We start from the raw sequence: 17,611 nt of genomic DNA, 5'->3' as shown, positions 1-17,611 counted from the left end.
GATGTGCGAGGCGTGACTACGACAACGCGTGCCAGGACTTGCTGAGGGCCTGGCGGAACTGCTCGGCCTGATGGGCCGTGAGGTCCCGCACCATCCGCTCCTCCAGCTCCCGCACCGGGCCCGCGTGGCGCGCCAGCAGCTCACGGCCCGCGTCGGTCAGCAGGATCAGCAGCTCGCGGCGATTGCGGGGATTGCGCTCCCGGCGGACCAGCCCGCGGGTCTCCAGCGACCGTACGACGTCGGAGATCGACTGGGCCGTGACGAAGGAGTCGCGGGCCAGCTGTGCGGCCGACCGTCCGTCGTGCCGCTCCAGGACGGTGAGCGCCGTGTACTGCAGGGCGGTGATCCCGGACGGCTTGACCAGCTCGTCGAGGTGGGAGCGCACGACCAGCTCCACCTGCTTCACCATGTAGAGAAGCGACGGAGCTGCCTTGGTCACCTGGGCGTCGAGCATGAGTTCAGCGTAGAGCATTGACAGGAAACCTGTCTGTAAACAGACTGCGCACCAACAGGAATCCTGTTGGTTGAAAACTTGGCGATGAAGCTGGGGAGTGGCGATGACCACCTTCGAGATCGAACCCGGTCGGCTGTTCATCGGGGGCCGGTGGCGCGAGGCCGCCGACGGAGCGCGCACCGAGGTGGTCGACCCGTCCCGCGGCACGGTCCTCACCACGGTCGCGGACGCCGGTGCCGCCGATGTGGACGCGGCCGTGCGCGCCGCGCGGGACGCCTTCGACGACGGCGCCTGGTCCGGGCTGAGCGGCCGTGAGCGGGGCCGGGTGCTGCAGCGGGTCGCCGAGCTGATCCGGGAGAACGCGGACACCATCGCCGAACTGGAGAGCCGGGACGTCGGCAAGCCGATCACGCTCGCCCACGCCGTCGACGTGACCACCGCGGCCAACGACTACGAACAAAACGCCGCCCTCGCCCACACCCTGGACGGCTCCGTCCGGGAGACGCCCATGAACGCCCTCGCCTACGTCCGGCGGCGGCCGCTCGGCGTGGTCGCGGCGATCAGCCCGTACAACTTCCCGCTGATCCTTTCCGGCTCGAAGATCGCGCCGGCCCTCGCGGCGGGCAACACGGTGGTCCACAAGCCGGCCGAGGACACCCCGCTCAGCGCGCTGTACATGGCCGAGCTCTTCAAGCGGGCCGGTGTCCCCGACGGCGTGGTCAACATCGTCACCGGCGGCCCCGCGGTCGGCGAGGCGCTGCTGCGGAACTCCGGGGTGGACAAGGTCGCCTTCACCGGCTCGACCGGGGTGGGGAGGAAGGTCGCGGCCCTCGCCGGGGAGTCGCTCAAGTCCGTGACCATGGAGCTCGGCGGCAACGCTGCCCACATCGTCTTCGCGGACGCCGATCTGGAGAAGGCCGTCGGCGCGGTCATCAAGGGCTTCGTCTTCAACACCGGCCAGTTCTGCATGGGCGGACCGCGGCTCCTGGTGGCCCGGCAGGTCTACAGCACGCTGCTCGGCATCCTCGCCGACGCCGTGCCCGGAGTACCGCTCGGCGATCCGCGCAAGCCCGAGACCGTCATCGGCCCGATGGCGGGCGAGCGGCATCTGCGCAAGGTCGAGGAGTACGTCGACCTGGCCCGCAAGGAGGGCGGCCGCATCGTCTGCGGCGGTGAGCGCCTCGACCTCGACGGCGGCTACTACTACAAGCCCACCGTCATCGCCGACCTGCCGAACGACTCCCGGGTGATCCAGGAGGAGATCTTCGGCCCGGTCCTCACCGTCCAGCCCTTCGACTCAGAGGACGAGGCCGTCGAGCTCGCCAACTCCACGCCGTACGGCCTGGCCTCGGGCGTCCAGACGGGCAGTCTGGCCCGGGCCCACCGGGTCGCCGACCGCCTCCAGGCCGGGATCGTCTGGGTCAACGACTGGGCGATGCTCGACTCCGGCGTCCCCTTCGGCGGCGTCAAGGACTCCGGCTTCGGCCGCGAGTACGGGCCCGAGGGGCTCGACGCCTACACCACGACCAAGTCCGTCGTCGTCTCGCTCGACTGAGCGTCCCTGCCTAGGAGTTCGTACGATGTCCATCCCCACCCGCGCCGCCGTCGTCGAGTCCGGCGGAGCACCCTTCACCCTCTCCGACGTGGAGCTCGCCGAGCCCGGACCGCACGAGGCCGTCGTCCGCATGGTGGCGACCGGCCTGTGCCACACCGACCTCGGCGTGGCGAGCGGCGGACTGCCCTTCCCGCTGCCCGGCGTCCTCGGCCACGAGGGCGCGGGCGTCGTCGAGGCCGTCGGCCCCGCGGTCACCGGCGTCGCCCCCGGCGACCACGTCGTACTGTCCTTCACCTCGTGCGGCGAGTGCCGCAACTGCCGCGGCGGGCACCCGGCGTACTGCGCGACCTGGCTGCCGCTGAACCTCATCGGCGGCCGCCGGGCCGACGGCAGCAGCACGATCAGCCGGGGCGGCGAGGAACTCGGCGGCCACTTCTTCGGACAGTCGTCCTTCGCCGAGCGGGCACTGGTGGACGAGCGCAGCCTGGTCAAGGTCGACCCGGAGGTGCCGCTCACCTCGATCGCCCCGCTGGGCTGCGGCGTACAGACCGGAGTCGGCGCCGTCTGGAACGTGCTGAAGCCGGTCACCGGCAGCACGGTCGTCGTCCTCGGCGCCGGAGCCGTCGGCCTGTCCGCCGTCATGGCCGCCGCGCTGACCCCCGCCACCCACATCGTCGCCGTCGACCGGGTCGCCGAACGCCTGTCCCTGGCAAAGGAGTTGGGGGCCACCCACACCGTCGACGCGAGCGAGGCCGACCTCGGCGAGGCGCTCGCCGGGATCACCGGCGGTCAGGGTGCCGACGGCGTCGTCGAGACCACGGGCAACGTCGGCGTCCTGCGCCAGGGCGTCGACGCGCTCGCCGCCCGCGGCACCCTGGTCGTCGTCGGCGCCCCGCCGTTCGGCACCGAGGTCGCCCTGGACGTCAACGGGCTGCTCGGCGGCAAGCAGGTCGTCGGCCTCACCCTCGGCGACGCCGAGACCCAGACCTTCATCCCCGCCCTGGTGCGGCTGGTGAAGGAGGGGCGGCTCCCGCTGCACCGCCTGATCAGCACCTACCCCTTCGCGGAGATCGACCAGGCGGTGCGGGACATGGGCGCGGGCAAGGCGATCAAGCCCGTGCTCACGTTCTGACTCAGTCGACCGTCAGGACCAGCTTCCCCGTGGTCCGGCCGGTGTCGCCGAGCGCGTGTGCCTCGGTGGCATCGGCCAGCGGGAAGGTACCGGCGATCTCGACGCGCAGCTGCCCCTTCTCGACCAGGTCCGTGATCGCCCGCAGGTCGGCGCGGTCGGCGTCCACGAGCATCCGCACCGCCCGTACGCCGAGCCGCTCGGCCTCCTCGTGGAACTCGTCCGACCCGACCGGCAGGATCGAGACGACGACGCCCCCCGGGCGCAGCACCTTCAGCGAGCGCACGGAGGTCGCGCCGCCCAGGGTGTCCAGTACGACGTCCACGTCCTTCACGGCCTCGGTGAAGTCCGTCTCCCGGTAGTCGATCAGCTCGTCGGCGCCCAGGCCCCGCAGGAACTCGTGCTTGCCCGCGCTCGCCGTGCCGATCACATACGCGCCCCGCGCCTTCGCGATCTGCACGGCCACATGGCCGACCCCGCCGGCCGCAGCGTGCACCAGCACCCGCTGCCCCGGCCGCACGTCGGCGTACTCGACCAGGGCCTGCCAAGCGGTCAGCGAGACCAGCGGCAGCGCGCCCGCCTGCGTGTGGTCGATCGAGGCCGGCTTGGGCGCGAAGGTGCGGGCCGGGGCGGTGACGTACTCGGCGTGCGAGCCGTGGCCGAACGGGTAGGACAGCATGCCGAAGACCTCGTCGCCGGGCTGGAAGCGGGCGACGCCGATGCCGACCGCCTCGACCACGCCGGAGACGTCCCAGCCCAGGACGAAGGGCGGCTCGCCGAGGAATCCGCCGTTCGCGCGGTGCTTCCAGTCGGTCGGGTTGACACCGGCGGCGCGGACCCGCACCAGTACCTCGTTCGGGCGCGGCGTCGGGCGCTCCAGCTCCACTTCCTTCAGAACCTCGGGACCGCCGAGGACGTCCTGGCTGATGGCTCGCATCGTGTTCACAGTGCTCATGGTGAAACAGCCTGCCGGGAGCCGCCGCCCCGGGAAATGGCACGATTGCCAACCTTCGATAGGATCGTGCCATGCATGGTGAACGACAGATGGAGCGGGTCGAGCGGGTCGTGGTGCTGGCCCTGGACGGCGTCTACCCCTTCGAGCTCGGCATCCCCAGCCGGATCTTCGGCGCGGCCGACGGCCGGTACGAGGTGCTGACCTGCAGCGTCGACGGACAGCCGGTGCGCAGCACCGCGGACTTCACGATCGGCGTCCAGTACGGTGATCGGGCCCGGAGATCCTCGCCACGGCCGACACCGTGGTGGTCGCCTCCATGGCGCCCCCGTACATCCCCGCGGAGCTGACCGCCGAGGTCTCCCGCGCCCTCGCGCTGATCCGCCCCGACGCGCGCATCGTGTCGATCTGCACCGCCGCCTTCGTCCTCGCCGCGGCGGGCCTGCTGGACGGCCGCAGAGCCACCACGCACTGGCAGTCCACCGAGGCGTTCCGAAGCCTCCACCCGAGGGTCGAGCTGGACCCCGACGTCCTCTTCGTCCACGACGGCAGGATCCTCACCTCGGCCGGCGCGGCCTCCGGCGTCGACGTCTGTCTGCACATCGTCCGGGTCGACCACGGCCACGAGCTGGCCAACGCGGTCGCCCGGCGCTGCGTCGTACCGCCGTTCCGGGACGGCGGCCAGGCCCAGTACATCGAGCAGCCCGTCCCGGAGAGCGGCGCCGCCGACACCGCCGCGACCCGCGCCTGGGCCCTGGAGAACCTCGGCGACCCCCTCACCCTCACCGACCTCGCCGCCCACGCCCGGATGAGCCTGCGCACCTTCGCCCGCCGCTTCCACGACGAGGTCGGCCTCAGCCCCGGCCGCTGGCTGATCCAGCAGCGCGTCGCCCGCGCCCGGCACCTGCTGGAGTCCAGCGACCTGTCGGTCGACCGGATCGCCGGCCAGGTCGGCTTCGCCACGGCCGCCTCCCTGCGCCAGCATCTGCACGCCGCGATCGGGGTGTCGCCACAGGCCTACCGCCGTACGTTCCAGGCGACGGCGGACCGCTAGGCCCTGTCGTCAAATCTCCGCCTGCCGCGCGGCGCCATGCACGCACTCTCGGCGCCCCTGACGCCGCGCGGCCCGCCCTCCGGGCGGACGACGGGAATTTGACGACAGGGCCTAGCGGGGCCGCGCCGACGGGCAACCGCTCACGCCTCCCGAGCCGCGTACACGCGCGCGCCCCCCACATAGGTCAGCGCGACCCGGGTGTCCGCGACGGCCTCGGGCGGTCCGGCGAACGGATCGCGGTCCAGGACCACGAGGTCCGCGAGCGCGCCGGGCCGCACCTCGCCCGTGTCGTCGAGGTGGTTCACATAGGCCGAGCCCGCCGTGTAGGCGGTCAGCGCCTCGGTGAGCCCGATGCGTTCGCCCGGCAGGAACACGGGCGCGTCGTCGGCGTCCGGGGTCACGCGGTTGACCGCCACATGGATCCCGTGGAGCGGGTCGGGGCTGCTCACGGGCCAGTCGCTGCCCGCCGCGAGCCGGGCACCGGAGCGCAGCAGCGCGCCGAACGGGTACTGCCACGCGGCCCGTTCGGGCCCCAGGAACGGAATCGTCAGCTCGTCCATCTGCGGTTCGTGCGCGGCCCACAGCGGCTGGATGTTCGCGGTGGCCCCGAGCCGGGCGAACCGCGGCACGTCGGCGGGCTGCACGACCTGGAGATGGGCCAGATGCGGCCGCGTGTCGCTCGGCCCGTTCGCCGCGCGCGCCGCCTCGATCGCGTCCAGCGCGTCCCGTACGGCCCGGTCACCGAGGGCGTGGAAGTGACACTGGAAGCCGAGCGCGTCCAACTCCGTGACGTACGCGGGCAGTTGCCCGGCGTCGATGAAGCTGGTGCCCCGGTTGGCGGTGACACAGCCGCACTTGTCGAGGTAGGGGTCGAGCAGCGCGGCCGTTCCGGTCTCGGCGACACCGTCCAGCATCAGCTTGACGCTGCCCGCGCTGAACCGCCCATGGCTCAACGCGGCCCGCCGCTCGACCAGTTCGGGAATCTGCTCGGCGCCCCGCTCACGGTCCCACCACAGCGCGCCGACGACACGGGCGGTCAGCGAGCCGTCCCGCGCGGCCGACAGATAGGCCTGCCCCGGGTCGTCCATGCCGAGGAAGTCCCCGACCAGCGCGTCCTGCCAGGCCGTGATGCCGAGCGCGTGCAGATGCCGCTGGGCGTGCAGCAGCGCCGCCAGCCGGTCGGCCGGGGTGGCCGCCGGCGTGAGCCGCCCCACGAGCTGCATCGCCCCCTCCTGCAGGGTCCCGCTCGGCTCACCCGAGGCGTCCCGGTCGATCCGCCCGTCGGCCGGCTCCGGCGTGTCCCGGGTGACGCCGGCGAGCGCGAGGGCACGGCTGTTGACCCAGGCCCCGTGGTGGTCGCGGTTGGGCAGGTACACCGGCCGGTCGGGCACCACCGCGTCCAGCAGCTCCTTCGTCGGCGTACCGCCCGCGAAGGCCTCCATCGACCAGCCGCCGCCCGTGATCCACTCCCGCTCCGGGTGCGCGTCGGCGTACGCGCGCACCGCGGCGAGGGTCTCGTCGGCCGTCCTCGCCCCGGTCAGGTCGCACTGGGAGAGTTCCAGCCCGGCCGGCACCGGGTGCACGTGCGCGTCCTGGAATCCGGGCAGCAGCAGCCGCCCGGCGAGGTCCACCACCTCGGTCCGTGGCCCGGCGAGATCGTGCACCTCCTCCCGTCCCACGGCCGTGACACGGTCGCCGGTGACGGCCACGGCGGTCGCGGTGCGGCCCCCGGGAGTGAGGACGGGGCCGCCGGTGAAGAGGAGATCTGCGTGCATGATCCGTTTCCTGGTCGGTTATCGGGAGGTGGCGAGGAGCCGCGGCGCGTCGGCGTCGGTGCCCTTGCCGGTGCGGAAGTACGGCGATCTGCGCACCCACTTGGCCCACGCGGCGGCCACGAAGCCGGACGCGATCATCGCCAGGGGGGTGACCAGCAGGAACCAGCCGTTGTCCGCGCTGACTTCGAAGTGGTCGGCGGAGGTGTAGAAGGACCAGCTGAGGTAGCCGCCGAGGCCGAGCAGCACGGCTGCGCTCAACGTGGGCAGGACCACCGCGCGCACGCCCTGCCGCCAGTCCTCGAACAGCAGCGCGCGGAACCGGACGGCGGCCGCGAGCGCCGTGAGCGCGTACGACAGGGCGACCACGATGCCCACCGCGCTCACCGTCGCCATGATCATGTCGGCGAGCCGGGGAATGACCAGCGCCAGGCCCGCGACGCCCGCCGCCAGCGCGCCGATCAGTACCGTGCCGCTGGCCGGAGTCCCGTACCGGGGGCTGACCTTGGACCACACCGGCCCGAGCGTACGGTCCCGGCTCATCGCGAACATCGCCCGGGCCGTCGGGATCACCCCGGCCTGGAGCGAGGCGACCGCCGAGAACATCAGGGCGACCAGGGGCAGCGCCGCCCACGGCTGGGACGCCAGCCGGTCGCCGAAGAAGGCCAGCCCCTGCGCGCCGTGCCCTGCCAACTCCTGCTCGGACAGGACCCGTTGGAAGGCGACCGAGCCGAGCAGGAACAGCGCCAGCATGGTGAACAGAGTGGTGATCCCGGCCCGTGACGCGTCGCGCGGGTCACGGACTTCCTCGTTGACGCTGAACGCCGACTCGAAGCCCCAGTAGCAGAACACCGACAGCAGCATTCCCTGTGCGAGAGCCGTCGCCGACGGGATCGCGAACGGGTCGAACCAGCTCAGGCTGAAGTCGTGCGGGCCGGTGACGATGCCGTAGCCGCAGAAGCCCAGCAGGACGACGTACTCGAAGACCAGCAGCCCGGCCTGGAGACGGGCGGCGGCGCGGATGCCGGTGACGGCGGTCAGCGTGACCGCCACCAGGACCAGGATGCCGAGCGCCGTCGTCTGCGCGGTCGAACCCGGGTCCAGCGCGAGACCGCCGATCCGGTGCAGCCCCGCGTCCCCGGCGAGCTGGAGCAGGGCGGAGCCGGTGACCGCCGTGGTGTACGCGAGGAAGGCCACCACGGCCACGATGTTCACCCAGCCGACCATGAAGCCCAGCCAGGGCGTGAGCGAACGGCCCACCCACACATAGCCGTTGCCCGCGTTCGGCTCGACCTTGTTGAGCCGCGAGTAGGCGCCCGCGATACCCAGGACCGGCAGGAACGCCAGCAGCATGATCGCCGGCAGATGCAGGCCGACCACGCCCGCCGTGACGCCGAGACCGATGCCGATGCTGGTGGTCGCGGCCGTGCTGGACGCGGCGATGGCGACCCCGTCCAGGACACCCAGGGACTTGCGCAGCTCGGGCCGCGCTGGAGGGACGACGCTGTGGGACTGCTCGTCGGGCATGGCGGTCTCCGCTCGCACCGGGGGCCTGGACGGCCCCGATGAGCGGACATGAAACTGTCCGGGGGGTTAACAGGTCAACAGTGTTGTCGTAAGGTGCGGGACACCCGGCCCCGAGGGAGGCCCTTCATGGGAGGCAGTCCATGAGCGAGCGCGTCGTCCCGCCCGCCGCCCGGCAGCGCAGGCGCCCCACCAAGCAGGGCGTCGTCCTGTCCGAGGAGCTCATCGTCGACACGGCCCTGCGCCTCATCGAGGAACACGGCGCCGACGCCCTCTCGGTCCGGCGCCTCGGCCGCGCCCTCGGCGCCGACCCCAGCTCGCTCTACCGCTACTTCCGGCACACCGACGACCTGATGCTCGCCATCGCCGACGAACTCATCGGCCGTACGCTGCGCACCTGGCGCCCGACCGGCGACTGGCGCGCCGACCTGCGCGATCTCGGCCTGCGGATGCACGCCGGGGCCCTCGCGCACCCCCGCGCCGCCGTGCTCAGCTCGTACCGGGTGACCGGGCGGACGTACGAGATCCAGGCCGTCGAGACCATCCTCGGCGTGCTGCGCGGCGCCGGATTCCCGGACGCCGAGGCGGTGCGGATCTACCACGCGTTCATCGACCAGGCTCTCGCCCACGGCGCCCTCGACTCGGCGAGCGCGGCCATGCCGAAGGACGCGCGGGAGGCCGAGGCGGCCGTCTGGCGGGCGACGTACGCACGCCTCCCCGCCGACACCCACCCGCACATCGCGGCCACCGCCCGCCGGCTCGTGGCCGACATGGCGCGCAGCTCCTATCCGGCGGCGCTGGACCTGCTCCTCGGCGCGGCGGCGGGTCGGCTGGCGGAAATCCGCACCCGGTCCGGACAGCCGACGGCCACACCGGACCCGTCCCCCGAAGCCGTTACGTGAGGAGAGAGTTCGCCATGGCCCCGTCGCCCGCACGCCCCGCCGAGCAGCGCAAGAAGGACACCCTGCACCGTCTGGAACACGACGAGGACGTGTGGGTCGCCACCGCCGACGCCGACGGGGGAGTGCCGTTCCTCGTGCCGCTCTCCTTCCTCTGGGACGGCTCGACCCTGCTGCTGGCGACACCCGCCACCAGCCCCACGGGACGGAACCTCCAGGCGACCGGCAGGACGCGCCTCGGTATCGGTCCGACCCGCGACGTCGTCATGATCGAGGGCACGGTCGAGACGATCGCGCCGGCCGAGCTGTCCGAGGAGGAGGGCGACCGCTTCGCCGCGACGACCGGCTTCGACCCGCGTCGGCTCAGCACGCCCTACCTGTACTTCCGTGTCCTGCCGACCCGGGTGCAGGCCTGGCGCGAGGCCAACGAGCTGGCGGGGCGGGAGCTGATGCGGGACGGGAAGTGGCTGGTCGCGGACTGAAACGGCCTGACCTGGACACCCGTCGGGGCAGGGCGGCGGGACAGGTCCGTCCCGCGCCCCGGACCCTTCGGAGGAGTCATGCCACTGGTGACAGCGGGTTTCGTGGTGCTCGACTGTGCCGAGCCGGAGAAACTCGCCGTGTTCTACAAGGAACTGCTCGACGGCGAACAGACGGAGGCGACCGCCAACCGCGTGGAGATCAGGGGCGCAGACGGCACCCGGCTCGCGTTCCGCCGCGACATGAACGCGACGCCGCCGAGCTGGCCGCGCCCCGAGAACTCCCTCCAGGCCCACCTGGACTTCGTGGTGGAGGACCTGGACGAGGCGGAGCGCAGGATCGTCGGGCTCGGCGGCCGGCCGCTGGAGGCGAAGGACGCGGCCGGCCCCTACGAGGAACGCGGCTTCTCCGACCCGGCCGGCCACTCCTTCACCCTGCGCCGCACGGCCCCCACGGCACCGAAGCAGGGCTGACCGCCTCGGTGCCGGCGCCTCCGCCGGGGCGGCCGCTCAGTCCCGCCCGCCCTTCTCGCTGACCGGCCACACTCCGGTCGACCGCTCGATCGCCTTGGCGCCCGTGCGGTCGGCCAGGCTGCGGGCCATCGCGAACAGGGCGCCCTGGACCGCTGCCGCCAGCAGGATCTCGCCCCAGCCACGCTCCCGGTCCAGCGCGTCGGGGGCGTCCTCCTCGTGCCGTATCGCCATCCACGTCTTGCGGAAGGCGAGCCCGGCCAGCGCGCCGCTCGCCCAGCCGAGGGCGAATCCCAGCGGCTTGTAGGCGAGGGGGAGCTTCGCCTTCTTCTGCTTCTTGGCCATGTGCCTGTGCCTCCTTCGTAGGTTCACGGTCGACCGTGCGCCGGGACCTGCTCGGCCTGCGCGGGAGGCCCGGGCGGGGTCCCGTCGCCGAACGGCCTGCCGCCCAGCTCCTGACGGTGGTGCGGGGTCAGCCAGCCCGACAGGTCCGGCCCCAGGGGCACGATGCCGGTCGGGTTGATGCCGCTGTGCACCTGGTAGTAGTGCCGCTTGATGTGGTCGAAGTCGACGGTGTCACCGAATCCGGGCGTCTGGTAGAGGTCGCGGGCGTACGCCCACAGGACCTGATGTTCCGTCAACTTCCAGCGGTTGCACTTGAAGTGACCGTGGTAGACGGCGTCGAAACGGACCAGCGTGGTGAACAGCCGGATGTCCGCCTCGGTGATCGTGTCGCCGACCAGATAGCGCTGCCCCGCCAGTCGCTCGCCCAGCAGCTCCAGCCGCCGGAACAGCCGCGCGCACGCCTCCTCGTACTCCTGCTGTCCGGTGGCGAACCCCGCCCGGTACACACCGTTGTTGACGTCCTCGAAGACCTCCGCCATCACGGCGTCGATCTCGTCCCGCAGCGGCTCGGGGTAGAGATCGGGCGCCCCCGCGCGGTGCAGGGCCGTCCACTCGGTGGCGAGGTCGAGCGTGATCGACTGGTAGTCGTTGGTGACGAGCCGGCCGCTGGGCACGTCCACGATGGCGGGCACGCTGACGCCGCCCGGGTAGTCGGTCTCCCGCCGGTCGTAGGCCTCACTGAGGAAGCGGATGCCGAGCACCGGGTCACGGTCGTCGGGGTCCAGCGTGAAGCGCCAGCTGCGGTCGTCCTGGAGCGGATCGGGGATCGCCAGGGACAGGGCGTCCTCCAGGCCCAGCAGCCGCCGGGACACCACCGCCCGGCTCGCCCACGGACAGGCACGGCTGGCCACCAGACGGTAGCGTCCGGCCTCCACCGGCCAGCCCTCCCGGCCGTCCGCCGTGATCCGGTCCGCGAAGTGGGCCTTCGACCGCTGGAACGACTTCCTCCCATACGCGGTGTTGCCCCCGCCGCTCATGACCCGGCTCCTCTCTGCCGTACGTCCCCGTCCCGTGCCGGGGCTCCTGGTCCCACCGAGTCCCCCGATTTCCGCCGACGGCACGGTGTGAGCCGGATCGGCCGGGGCAGTCGGTGGAAAATGAGCAGTACGCCCAACACACCGAAGGCGGACCGCAGGACCCGGGTCACCGTCCTGGTGGCCCTCACCGCCAATCTCGTCATCGCCGTCGCCAAGGCCGTCGGCGGAGTCCTCGCCCACTCGCCCGCGCTGCTGTCGGAGGCCGCGCACTCCGTGGCGGACAGCATGAACGAGATCTTCCTGCTGGCAGCGCTGCGCCGCAGCCGCCGCCCCGCCGACGCCCGCCATCCCTTCGGCTACGGCAAGGAACGCTTCTTCTGGTCACTGCTCGCGGCCGTCGGGATCTTCGTGATGGGCGGCTGCTTCTCCTTCTTCCAGGGCGTCGAGGCGCTGCGCGCAGGCTCCGAGGAAAAGCTCGGCGGCTATGTGGCGGGCATGATCGTGCTCGGCGTCGCCTTCGTCGCCGAGGGACTCTCGCTGGTGCGGGCGCTGTACCAGGTACGCCGGCAGGGCGGCCTGGCGAACGGGCTGCGCGACCCCGCCCTGCGCACGGTCGTCGCCGAGGACGCCACGGCGGTGCTCGGTGTGACCCTCGCCCTCGCGGGCATGGCACTGCACATGGTCACCGGGCAGGTCGTCTGGGAGGCGTCCGCGTCGCTCGCGATCGGCGTGCTCCTCGTCTACGTCGCCTACCGGCTGGGACGCGACGCCCGCGACCAGCTGATCGGGGAGGCCGCCGACCCCGAGGCGGCCGGCCGGATCCGGGCGCTGCTGGAGGCCCAGCCGGAGATCGACAGCGTGGAGGCCCTGTTCACGATGAAGACCGGCCTGGAGACGGCCCTGGTGGCGGCCCGGGTCGATCTGATGCCCGGCCTCGACAGCGAAGACGTGGAGGAGGTCGCCGTCCGTATCAAGCGGTCCATCTCCCGGACCGTGGCGGAGGCCGACCAGATCTTCCTCGACGTGACCGAACGCTCAGCGCGCGAGGCACAGGGAAGCCCCGCCGCGACGGGGGAGCGCGGCGGGGCCTGACGCACGTGTGCCCGGCGAAGGGGGGTTCATGCGTCCGTGCGGAGAAAAATTTCCGGTCGCGGACGCCAGGTCCGTTCAGGCGTCGTCTCAGCCCTCGTCGAACGGCTCCAGCACGAAGACGGGGATCACCCGGTCCGTCTTCTTCTGGTAGTCGGCGTATGGCGGATACGCCGCCACGGCCCGCTCCCACCACTCGTCCTTCTCCGCGCCGGTGATCTCGCGGGCCCGCATGTCCTGCTTGACCGGCCCGTCCTGGAGCTCCACATGGGGATCGCCCTTGACGTTGTGGTACCAGACCGGGTGCTTGGGCGCGCCGCCCTGCGAGGCCACCACGGCATAACGCCCCTCGTGCTCCACGCGCATCAGCGGCGTCTTGCGGATCTTGCCGCTTCGGGCACCCCGGGTCGTGAGCACGATCACCGGCCTCCCCGTGTTCTGGAGGGTCGTCCCCCGGGTGCCGCCGGAGCCCTCGTACAACTCCACCTGGTCGCGGACCCACTTGGTCGGGCTGGGCTCGTACTCACCGTCGAGAGGCATGCTTCGGTCCCATCGTCGTGTCCTGAAGCCGACTGACTCCACCCTTCAACAAGGGCCCGGCCGGAAATCATCCTGCGCGCCTACGCCACCATCCCCACGGCCAGCGCCAGCATCACGCCGCTCGACACCAGCGCCGTCACCAACCGCCCCCGACGCCCCGTCAGCACCCGCCCCAACAGCGCCCCGCCCCCGGCGAGCAGCACCTGCCAGCTCGCGGACGCGGCGAACGCGGCCAGGACGAAGACGCCCTGCTCCAGGGGCGCCGCCGCCTCCGTCGTGCGCGTACCGAGGACGAGGGCCGCGAAGTAGACCACCGTGGTCGGGTTCAGCAGCGTGATGCCGAGCAGCGCCAGGTAGGCGCGTGCCGGGCTCGGGGGAGAGGGGGGAGAGGGGGGAGTGGAGCGGGTGGCCAGGGGGCGGTCGCGGTAGTGGCGTACGGCGACGACGGCGCCCCGTATCGCGAGGACCGCAAGCACCAGGGCGGAGGCCCAGCGCAGCGGGACCAGCACCGGACGCAGCGCGCCGGCCGGCGCGGAGCCGCCGAGGGTGGCCACGAGGGCGTACAGCCCGTCGGCCGTCGCGACGCCCAGCGCCGCGCAGACCCCGGTCCGCAGGGAGGTACGGGCGGTGAGGGAGACGAGGTAGGTCGCGACCGCGCCGACCGGGACGGCGATGCCGTAGCCCGCGATCAGCCCCGCGACGAGCGCGGCGCTCACGACGTGGGAAGCGTGGGCCTCCATGGACGGCCGGACTGCTGCTGGAGCGCCACCGGACGGACGGTGACGGTCAGCGGCAGGAAGGCGCGGGTCGTAGGCATGGCCGGATTCTGTGGTCGCCCGCCGCCCGCGGACAAGCGATTTTCCGGCGACGGGCGCTGCGGGAACCGGCGGACGGGCCGGACGTCCCCCTGACCGAAGCTCTGTGCGACGATCCCCGGCCAGATTGCCCGGGCGGCTGATCTGGCCGAACTTGGCGTCGTTCCGCTAGGTGCCTGAGGCATCTAATGAAGATCGGCACGACGCACTCTTCGTCTGCGAGGTCTTCCATGACGGACACGACGGAACCGCACACCGTCACCTTCCCCCAGAGCCGGACCTGCCCCTACCACCCGCCCACCGCCTACGACCCGCTGCGCGAGACCCGCCCGCTGGCCCGCATCAGCCTCTACGACGGCCGCCCGGTCTGGCTGGTCACCGGACACGCGCTCGCCCGCACCCTGCTGGCCGACCCCCGGCTGTCCTCCGACCGCACCCGGTCCGACTTCCCCGCGCCCACCGAACGGTTCGCGGGGCTCCGCAACCGCAAGGGCGCGCTGCTGGGCGTCGACGACCCCGAACACCGGGTCCAGCGGCGGATGATGGTCCCCAGCTTCACCCTGCGGCGCGCCGCCGAGCTGCGCCCCGAGATCCAGCGGATCGTGGACGAACGGCTTGACACGATGATCGCCCAGGGGGCGCCCGCCGAGCTGGTGAGCGCCTTCGCCCTGCCCGTGCCCTCCATGGTCATCTGCGCCCTGCTGGGCGTCCCCTACGCCGATCACGACTTCTTCGAGGAACAGTCGCGACGCCTGCTGCGCGGCCCCACGGCTGACGACACCATGGCCGCCCGCGACCGGCTGGAGGCGTACTTCGCGGAGCTGATCGACCGGAAACGGAACCAGCCGGAGCCCGGTGACGGCGTCCTGGACGAACTCGTCCACCAGCAGCTGCGCGCGGGCGAGCTGGACCAGGAGGAGGTCATCGCCCTCGCGACCATCCTGCTGGTCGCCGGCCACGAGACCACCGCCAACATGATCTCCCTGGGCACCTTCACCCTGCTCCAACACCCGGACCGGCTGGCCGAGTTGAGGGCCGAACCGACGCTGCTGCCCGCCGCGGTCGAGGAGCTGATGCGGATGCTCTCGATCGCCGACGGCATGCTGCGGGTCGCCGTCGAGGACATCGGGACGGACGGCGGGACGATCCGGGCGGGCGAAGGCGTGGTCTTCTCGACCTCGGTCATCAACCGCGACGAGTCCGTCTACCCCGACCCCGACACCCTCGACTGGCACCGCTCGGCCCGCCACCATGTCGGCTTCGGCTTCGGCATCCACCAGTGCCTCGGCCAGAACCTGGCCCGCGCCGAGATGGAGATCGCCCTGCGCACCCTCTTCGAGCGGCTCCCGACCCTGCGCCTTGCCGTCCCTGCGGAGGAAATCCCCTTCAAACCCGGCGACACGATCCAGGGGATGCTGGAACTCCCCGTGACCTGGTAAGAGGCTCCGGTCATGGACAACGAAACGCGCGAATCAGACAACCTGCACATCGACATCGACCACGCCCTCTGCATCGGCGCCGGCCAGTGTGCCCTCGCCGCCCCCTCCGTCTTCACCCAGGACGACGACGGCTTCAGTGCCCTGCTCCCCGGCCGCGAGAACGGCGGCGGCGACCCGATGGTCCGCGAGGCCGCCCGGGCTTGCCCGGTGAGTGCCATCACCGTGTCGGAAACGGCGAGTTGACGCCGGCTACGTAGGCCACCCGGCACTCACAGCGGCGGGCGGGCCCGGCAGCCGACGCCGGGCCCGCCCGCCGACCTCAGCGCGCCGCCATCAGCGAGCGGGCCGCCTCCCGCGCCTCCGCCGCCGGACGCGTACCGCCCGTTATCCCCGCCGTCACCATCGCGCCCTCGGCCAGCAGATACAGCGGCCCGGTCAGTGCGTCGGGCAGTCCTGCCGCCGTCACCAGCGAGGCGAGGTAGTCGCGGAACGCCTGTTTGTGGGAACGGACCTGGCCGGCGACCCGCTCGGAGCGGGCGCCCAGCTCGCCGTACGAGTTGATCCAGGCGCACCCGCGGAAGTCCTCCTCGCCGAACCACTCCTCCAGCCGGTCGAAGACGGCGAGGATCCGTCGCCCGGGGTCCGCGTGCCGCTCCACGTGGGCGGCGAGCAGTCCGCGCCAGCGCATGTCGCGCCGTTCCAGATACGCCTCGACCAGCTGCTCCTTCGCGGGGAAGAGCTGATAGAGCCGCTTGAGCGAGACCCCTGACGCACCCCGGATGTCGTCCATGCCGACGGACTGGATGCCACGCCCGTAGAACAGCTTCTCCGCGGCGTCCAGTGCCTGCTCCCGGGCGGTTTCGCTGTCCATGTGCGACCTCTCCTTGACGCGAGAACGAGCGTTCTCCTACGGTAGCAGCCAGTCCGGAGAACGCACGTTCTCCACCAGTGGTACCCCCATTCCGGCCCCGGAGGACGACATGACCGACCGCCCGCCCCTGCCGCCGTTCACCCGCGAGACTGCCGCCCAAAAGGTGCAGGCAGCCGAGGACGCCTGGAACACCCGCGACCCGCACAAGGTGGCACTCGCCTACTCCGAGGACTCGGTGTGGCGCAACCGCGACACCTTCGTCACCGGCCGCGCCGAGATCGTCGAGTTCCTGACCGCCAAGTGGGAGCGCGAGCTGGACTACGCCCTGCGCAAGGACCTGTGGGCCTTCGACGGCAACCGCATCGCCGTCCGCTTCCAGTACGAGTGCCACGACGCCGACGGCCAGTGGTACCGCTCCTACGGCAACGAACTGTGGGAGTTCGACGAGCACGGCCTGATGACCCGCCGCGAGGCCGGCATCAACGACATGCCGATCGAGGAGAAGGAGCGCCGTGTCTTCGGGCCGCGCCCGGAGAGCGAGCGCGGGCTGTCCTTCCCGCTGCGCTAGACCGTCTGGGTAGGGTTCCCGGATGACCGAACAGGCTGTGAGCGAACAGGCCTTGCCCGTACAGGCCTTTCCCGTACAGGCCCTGCCCGTACAGGCCCGAAAGCCCTTCCTCTACGTCGTCGTCTGTGCCGCCGGTATCGCCGCGGACGTCAGCAAGCTGATCACCGCCGCACAGGAGCGCGACTGGGAGGTCGGGGTCATCGCGACCCCGGTCGCCATGAACGGCTTCTTCGACACCGCCGCCGTCGAGGCCCTCACCGGCCGCCCGATCCGCTCGGCCTGGCGCACGCCCGGCGACCCGCGCCCCTTCCCGCCGCCGGACGCCGTGGTCGCGGCCCCGGCCACCTTCAACACGGTCAACAAGTGGGCCGCCGGCATCGCCGACACCCTCGCCCTGGGCACCCTGTGCGAGGCGTACGGCCTCGGCGTCCCCATCGCCGTCCTGCCCTGCGTCGCCGACGCGCTGGCCGCCCATCCCGCCTACCAGGACAGCCTGATACGCCTGCGCGGCATGGGCGTGCGCCTCGGGGAGCCGTACACCGGCGAGGCGGGGGAGGACGGCGGACGGCCGGACTTCGGCTGGGAACGTGCCCTGGACCTGCTGGAGCGATGACCGGA

Annotated in this window: 19 protein-coding genes and 1 pseudogene; 11 read left to right on the top strand and 9 right to left on the bottom strand. The window is 72.1% G+C overall.

Annotation, left to right across the window (positions count from 1 at the left end):
- Positions 1 to 16 precede the first annotated feature (16 nt).
- Positions 17 to 454: a MarR family winged helix-turn-helix transcriptional regulator gene (locus tag AQJ67_RS00180; RefSeq protein WP_062716724.1), complete on the bottom strand. Its 438-nt coding sequence runs from the start codon at positions 452 to 454 to the stop codon at positions 17 to 19.
- A gap of 103 nt (positions 455 to 557) precedes the next feature.
- Here AQJ67_RS00180 and AQJ67_RS00175 point away from each other — a divergent pair, with 103 nt between their 5' ends.
- Complete coding sequence (locus tag AQJ67_RS00175; RefSeq protein ID WP_062716723.1) at positions 558 to 2,009, top strand: aldehyde dehydrogenase family protein; 1,452 nt, start codon at positions 558 to 560, stop codon at positions 2,007 to 2,009.
- A 25-nt stretch (positions 2,010 to 2,034) separates the two neighbouring features.
- Positions 2,035 to 3,141 carry an NAD(P)-dependent alcohol dehydrogenase gene (locus AQJ67_RS00170; protein WP_062715831.1) on the top strand — a complete coding sequence of 369 codons (1,107 nt, stop codon included), beginning with the start codon at positions 2,035 to 2,037 and terminating at the stop codon, positions 3,139 to 3,141.
- Between the two features lies 1 nt (position 3,142).
- On the opposite strand, the gene AQJ67_RS00165 is transcribed toward AQJ67_RS00170, so the two are convergent.
- Positions 3,143 to 4,093, bottom strand: a complete 951-nt coding sequence (locus AQJ67_RS00165; protein ID WP_062715830.1) for an NADP-dependent oxidoreductase — start codon at positions 4,091 to 4,093, stop codon at positions 3,143 to 3,145.
- A gap of 89 nt (positions 4,094 to 4,182) precedes the next feature.
- On the opposite strand from AQJ67_RS00165, the pseudogene AQJ67_RS50105 reads away from it, so the two are divergent.
- Positions 4,183 to 5,144 (top strand): annotated as a pseudogene (locus AQJ67_RS50105) (GlxA family transcriptional regulator).
- 140 nt (positions 5,145 to 5,284) lie between these two features.
- Here AQJ67_RS50105 and AQJ67_RS00155 read toward each other — a convergent pair.
- Both AQJ67_RS00155 and AQJ67_RS00150 read right to left on the bottom strand, forming a co-directional pair.
- Entirely contained in the window at positions 5,285 to 6,919 is a 1,635-nt protein-coding gene (locus tag AQJ67_RS00155) for an amidohydrolase (protein WP_062715829.1), read from the bottom strand.
- Between the two features lie 18 nt (positions 6,920 to 6,937).
- Entirely contained in the window at positions 6,938 to 8,443 is a 1,506-nt protein-coding gene (locus tag AQJ67_RS00150) for an APC family permease (protein WP_062715828.1), read from the bottom strand.
- A gap of 140 nt (positions 8,444 to 8,583) precedes the next feature.
- On the opposite strand from AQJ67_RS00150, the gene AQJ67_RS00145 reads away from it, so the two are divergent.
- The 3 genes from AQJ67_RS00145 to AQJ67_RS00135 all read left to right on the top strand — a co-directional run bounded on the left by AQJ67_RS00145 (position 8,584) and on the right by AQJ67_RS00135 (position 10,292).
- Complete coding sequence (locus tag AQJ67_RS00145) at positions 8,584 to 9,342, top strand: TetR/AcrR family transcriptional regulator (protein WP_062715827.1); 759 nt, start codon at positions 8,584 to 8,586, stop codon at positions 9,340 to 9,342.
- 14 nt (positions 9,343 to 9,356) lie between these two features.
- Positions 9,357 to 9,821 (top strand): pyridoxamine 5'-phosphate oxidase family protein, encoded by a 465-nt coding sequence (locus AQJ67_RS00140; RefSeq protein WP_062715826.1) that lies wholly within the window; start codon positions 9,357 to 9,359, stop codon positions 9,819 to 9,821.
- A 78-nt stretch (positions 9,822 to 9,899) separates the two neighbouring features.
- Entirely contained in the window at positions 9,900 to 10,292 is a 393-nt protein-coding gene (locus AQJ67_RS00135) for a VOC family protein (protein WP_062715825.1), read from the top strand.
- Positions 10,293 to 10,328: 36 nt separating this feature from the next.
- Here the strand turns inward: AQJ67_RS00135 and AQJ67_RS00130 are convergent, their stop codons facing one another.
- Positions 10,329 to 10,634 carry a DUF4235 domain-containing protein gene (locus AQJ67_RS00130; RefSeq protein ID WP_062715824.1) on the bottom strand — a complete coding sequence of 102 codons (306 nt, stop codon included), beginning with the start codon at positions 10,632 to 10,634 and terminating at the stop codon, positions 10,329 to 10,331.
- A gap of 23 nt (positions 10,635 to 10,657) precedes the next feature.
- Positions 10,658 to 11,671 (bottom strand): glutathione S-transferase family protein, encoded by a 1,014-nt coding sequence (locus AQJ67_RS00125; protein ID WP_062715823.1) that lies wholly within the window; start codon positions 11,669 to 11,671, stop codon positions 10,658 to 10,660.
- 120 nt (positions 11,672 to 11,791) lie between these two features.
- Here AQJ67_RS00125 and AQJ67_RS00120 point away from each other — a divergent pair, with 120 nt between their 5' ends.
- On the top strand, positions 11,792 to 12,763 hold the full coding sequence (locus tag AQJ67_RS00120; protein ID WP_062715822.1) for a cation diffusion facilitator family transporter: 972 nt from the start codon (positions 11,792 to 11,794) through the stop codon (positions 12,761 to 12,763).
- An 87-nt stretch (positions 12,764 to 12,850) separates the two neighbouring features.
- Here AQJ67_RS00120 and AQJ67_RS00115 read toward each other — a convergent pair whose 3' ends face one another.
- Together AQJ67_RS00115 and AQJ67_RS00110 are read right to left on the bottom strand one after the other, a co-directional pair.
- Positions 12,851 to 13,300 (bottom strand): nitroreductase family deazaflavin-dependent oxidoreductase, encoded by a 450-nt coding sequence (locus tag AQJ67_RS00115; RefSeq protein ID WP_062715821.1) that lies wholly within the window; start codon positions 13,298 to 13,300, stop codon positions 12,851 to 12,853.
- Between the two features lie 80 nt (positions 13,301 to 13,380).
- Positions 13,381 to 14,016 (bottom strand): LysE family transporter, encoded by a 636-nt coding sequence (locus tag AQJ67_RS00110; RefSeq protein WP_062715820.1) that lies wholly within the window; start codon positions 14,014 to 14,016, stop codon positions 13,381 to 13,383.
- Positions 14,017 to 14,345: 329 nt separating this feature from the next.
- Here AQJ67_RS00110 and AQJ67_RS00105 point away from each other — a divergent pair, with 329 nt between their 5' ends.
- Together AQJ67_RS00105 and AQJ67_RS00100 are read left to right on the top strand one after the other, a co-directional pair.
- The gene (locus AQJ67_RS00105; protein ID WP_062715819.1) at positions 14,346 to 15,554 is read left to right on the top strand and encodes a cytochrome P450; all 1,209 of its coding nucleotides are present in this window, start codon (positions 14,346 to 14,348) and stop codon (positions 15,552 to 15,554) included.
- A 42-nt stretch (positions 15,555 to 15,596) separates the two neighbouring features.
- Positions 15,597 to 15,797 carry a ferredoxin gene (locus AQJ67_RS00100; RefSeq protein WP_062716722.1) on the top strand — a complete coding sequence of 67 codons (201 nt, stop codon included), beginning with the start codon at positions 15,597 to 15,599 and terminating at the stop codon, positions 15,795 to 15,797.
- A 76-nt stretch (positions 15,798 to 15,873) separates the two neighbouring features.
- On the opposite strand, the gene AQJ67_RS00095 is transcribed toward AQJ67_RS00100, so the two are convergent.
- Positions 15,874 to 16,425 carry a TetR/AcrR family transcriptional regulator gene (locus tag AQJ67_RS00095; protein WP_062715818.1) on the bottom strand — a complete coding sequence of 184 codons (552 nt, stop codon included), beginning with the start codon at positions 16,423 to 16,425 and terminating at the stop codon, positions 15,874 to 15,876.
- Between the two features lie 109 nt (positions 16,426 to 16,534).
- On the opposite strand from AQJ67_RS00095, the gene AQJ67_RS00090 reads away from it, so the two are divergent.
- Together AQJ67_RS00090 and AQJ67_RS00085 are read left to right on the top strand one after the other, a co-directional pair.
- Positions 16,535 to 16,993, top strand: a complete 459-nt coding sequence (locus AQJ67_RS00090; RefSeq protein WP_062715817.1) for a nuclear transport factor 2 family protein — start codon at positions 16,535 to 16,537, stop codon at positions 16,991 to 16,993.
- Between the two features lie 22 nt (positions 16,994 to 17,015).
- Positions 17,016 to 17,606, top strand: a complete 591-nt coding sequence (locus tag AQJ67_RS00085) for a flavoprotein (RefSeq protein ID WP_244190332.1) — start codon at positions 17,016 to 17,018, stop codon at positions 17,604 to 17,606.
- The last annotated feature ends 5 nt before the right edge of the window (positions 17,607 to 17,611 follow it).

This window comes from Streptomyces caeruleatus, assembly GCF_001514235.1.
In the GTDB taxonomy this organism is placed as follows: Bacteria; Actinomycetota; Actinomycetes; order Streptomycetales; family Streptomycetaceae; genus Streptomyces; species Streptomyces caeruleatus.
This window is presented reverse-complemented; position numbering and strand designations above follow the sequence as displayed.

Coding starts and splice junctions, on each gene's coding strand:
- AQJ67_RS00170 (WP_062715831.1), top strand. CDS start 2,035: ATGTCCATCCCCACCCGCGCCGCCGTCGTCGAGTCCGGCGGAGCACCC.
- AQJ67_RS00140 (WP_062715826.1), top strand. CDS start 9,357: ATGGCCCCGTCGCCCGCACGCCCCGCCGAGCAGCGCAAGAAGGACACC.
- AQJ67_RS00105 (WP_062715819.1), top strand. CDS start 14,346: ATGACGGACACGACGGAACCGCACACCGTCACCTTCCCCCAGAGCCGG.
- AQJ67_RS00180 (WP_062716724.1), bottom strand. CDS start 454: ATGCTCGACGCCCAGGTGACCAAGGCAGCTCCGTCGCTTCTCTACATG.
- AQJ67_RS00125 (WP_062715823.1), bottom strand. CDS start 11,671: ATGAGCGGCGGGGGCAACACCGCGTATGGGAGGAAGTCGTTCCAGCGG.
- AQJ67_RS00095 (WP_062715818.1), bottom strand. CDS start 16,425: ATGGACAGCGAAACCGCCCGGGAGCAGGCACTGGACGCCGCGGAGAAG.
- AQJ67_RS00135 (WP_062715825.1), top strand. CDS start 9,900: ATGCCACTGGTGACAGCGGGTTTCGTGGTGCTCGACTGTGCCGAGCCG.
- AQJ67_RS00145 (WP_062715827.1), top strand. CDS start 8,584: ATGAGCGAGCGCGTCGTCCCGCCCGCCGCCCGGCAGCGCAGGCGCCCC.
- AQJ67_RS00130 (WP_062715824.1), bottom strand. CDS start 10,634: ATGGCCAAGAAGCAGAAGAAGGCGAAGCTCCCCCTCGCCTACAAGCCG.
- AQJ67_RS00155 (WP_062715829.1), bottom strand. CDS start 6,919: ATGCACGCAGATCTCCTCTTCACCGGCGGCCCCGTCCTCACTCCCGGG.
- AQJ67_RS00150 (WP_062715828.1), bottom strand. CDS start 8,443: ATGCCCGACGAGCAGTCCCACAGCGTCGTCCCTCCAGCGCGGCCCGAG.
- AQJ67_RS00120 (WP_062715822.1), top strand. CDS start 11,792: ATGAGCAGTACGCCCAACACACCGAAGGCGGACCGCAGGACCCGGGTC.
- AQJ67_RS00115 (WP_062715821.1), bottom strand. CDS start 13,300: ATGCCTCTCGACGGTGAGTACGAGCCCAGCCCGACCAAGTGGGTCCGC.
- AQJ67_RS00175 (WP_062716723.1), top strand. CDS start 558: ATGACCACCTTCGAGATCGAACCCGGTCGGCTGTTCATCGGGGGCCGG.
- AQJ67_RS00165 (WP_062715830.1), bottom strand. CDS start 4,093: ATGAGCACTGTGAACACGATGCGAGCCATCAGCCAGGACGTCCTCGGC.
- AQJ67_RS00090 (WP_062715817.1), top strand. CDS start 16,535: ATGACCGACCGCCCGCCCCTGCCGCCGTTCACCCGCGAGACTGCCGCC.
- AQJ67_RS00085 (WP_244190332.1), top strand. CDS start 17,016: ATGACCGAACAGGCTGTGAGCGAACAGGCCTTGCCCGTACAGGCCTTT.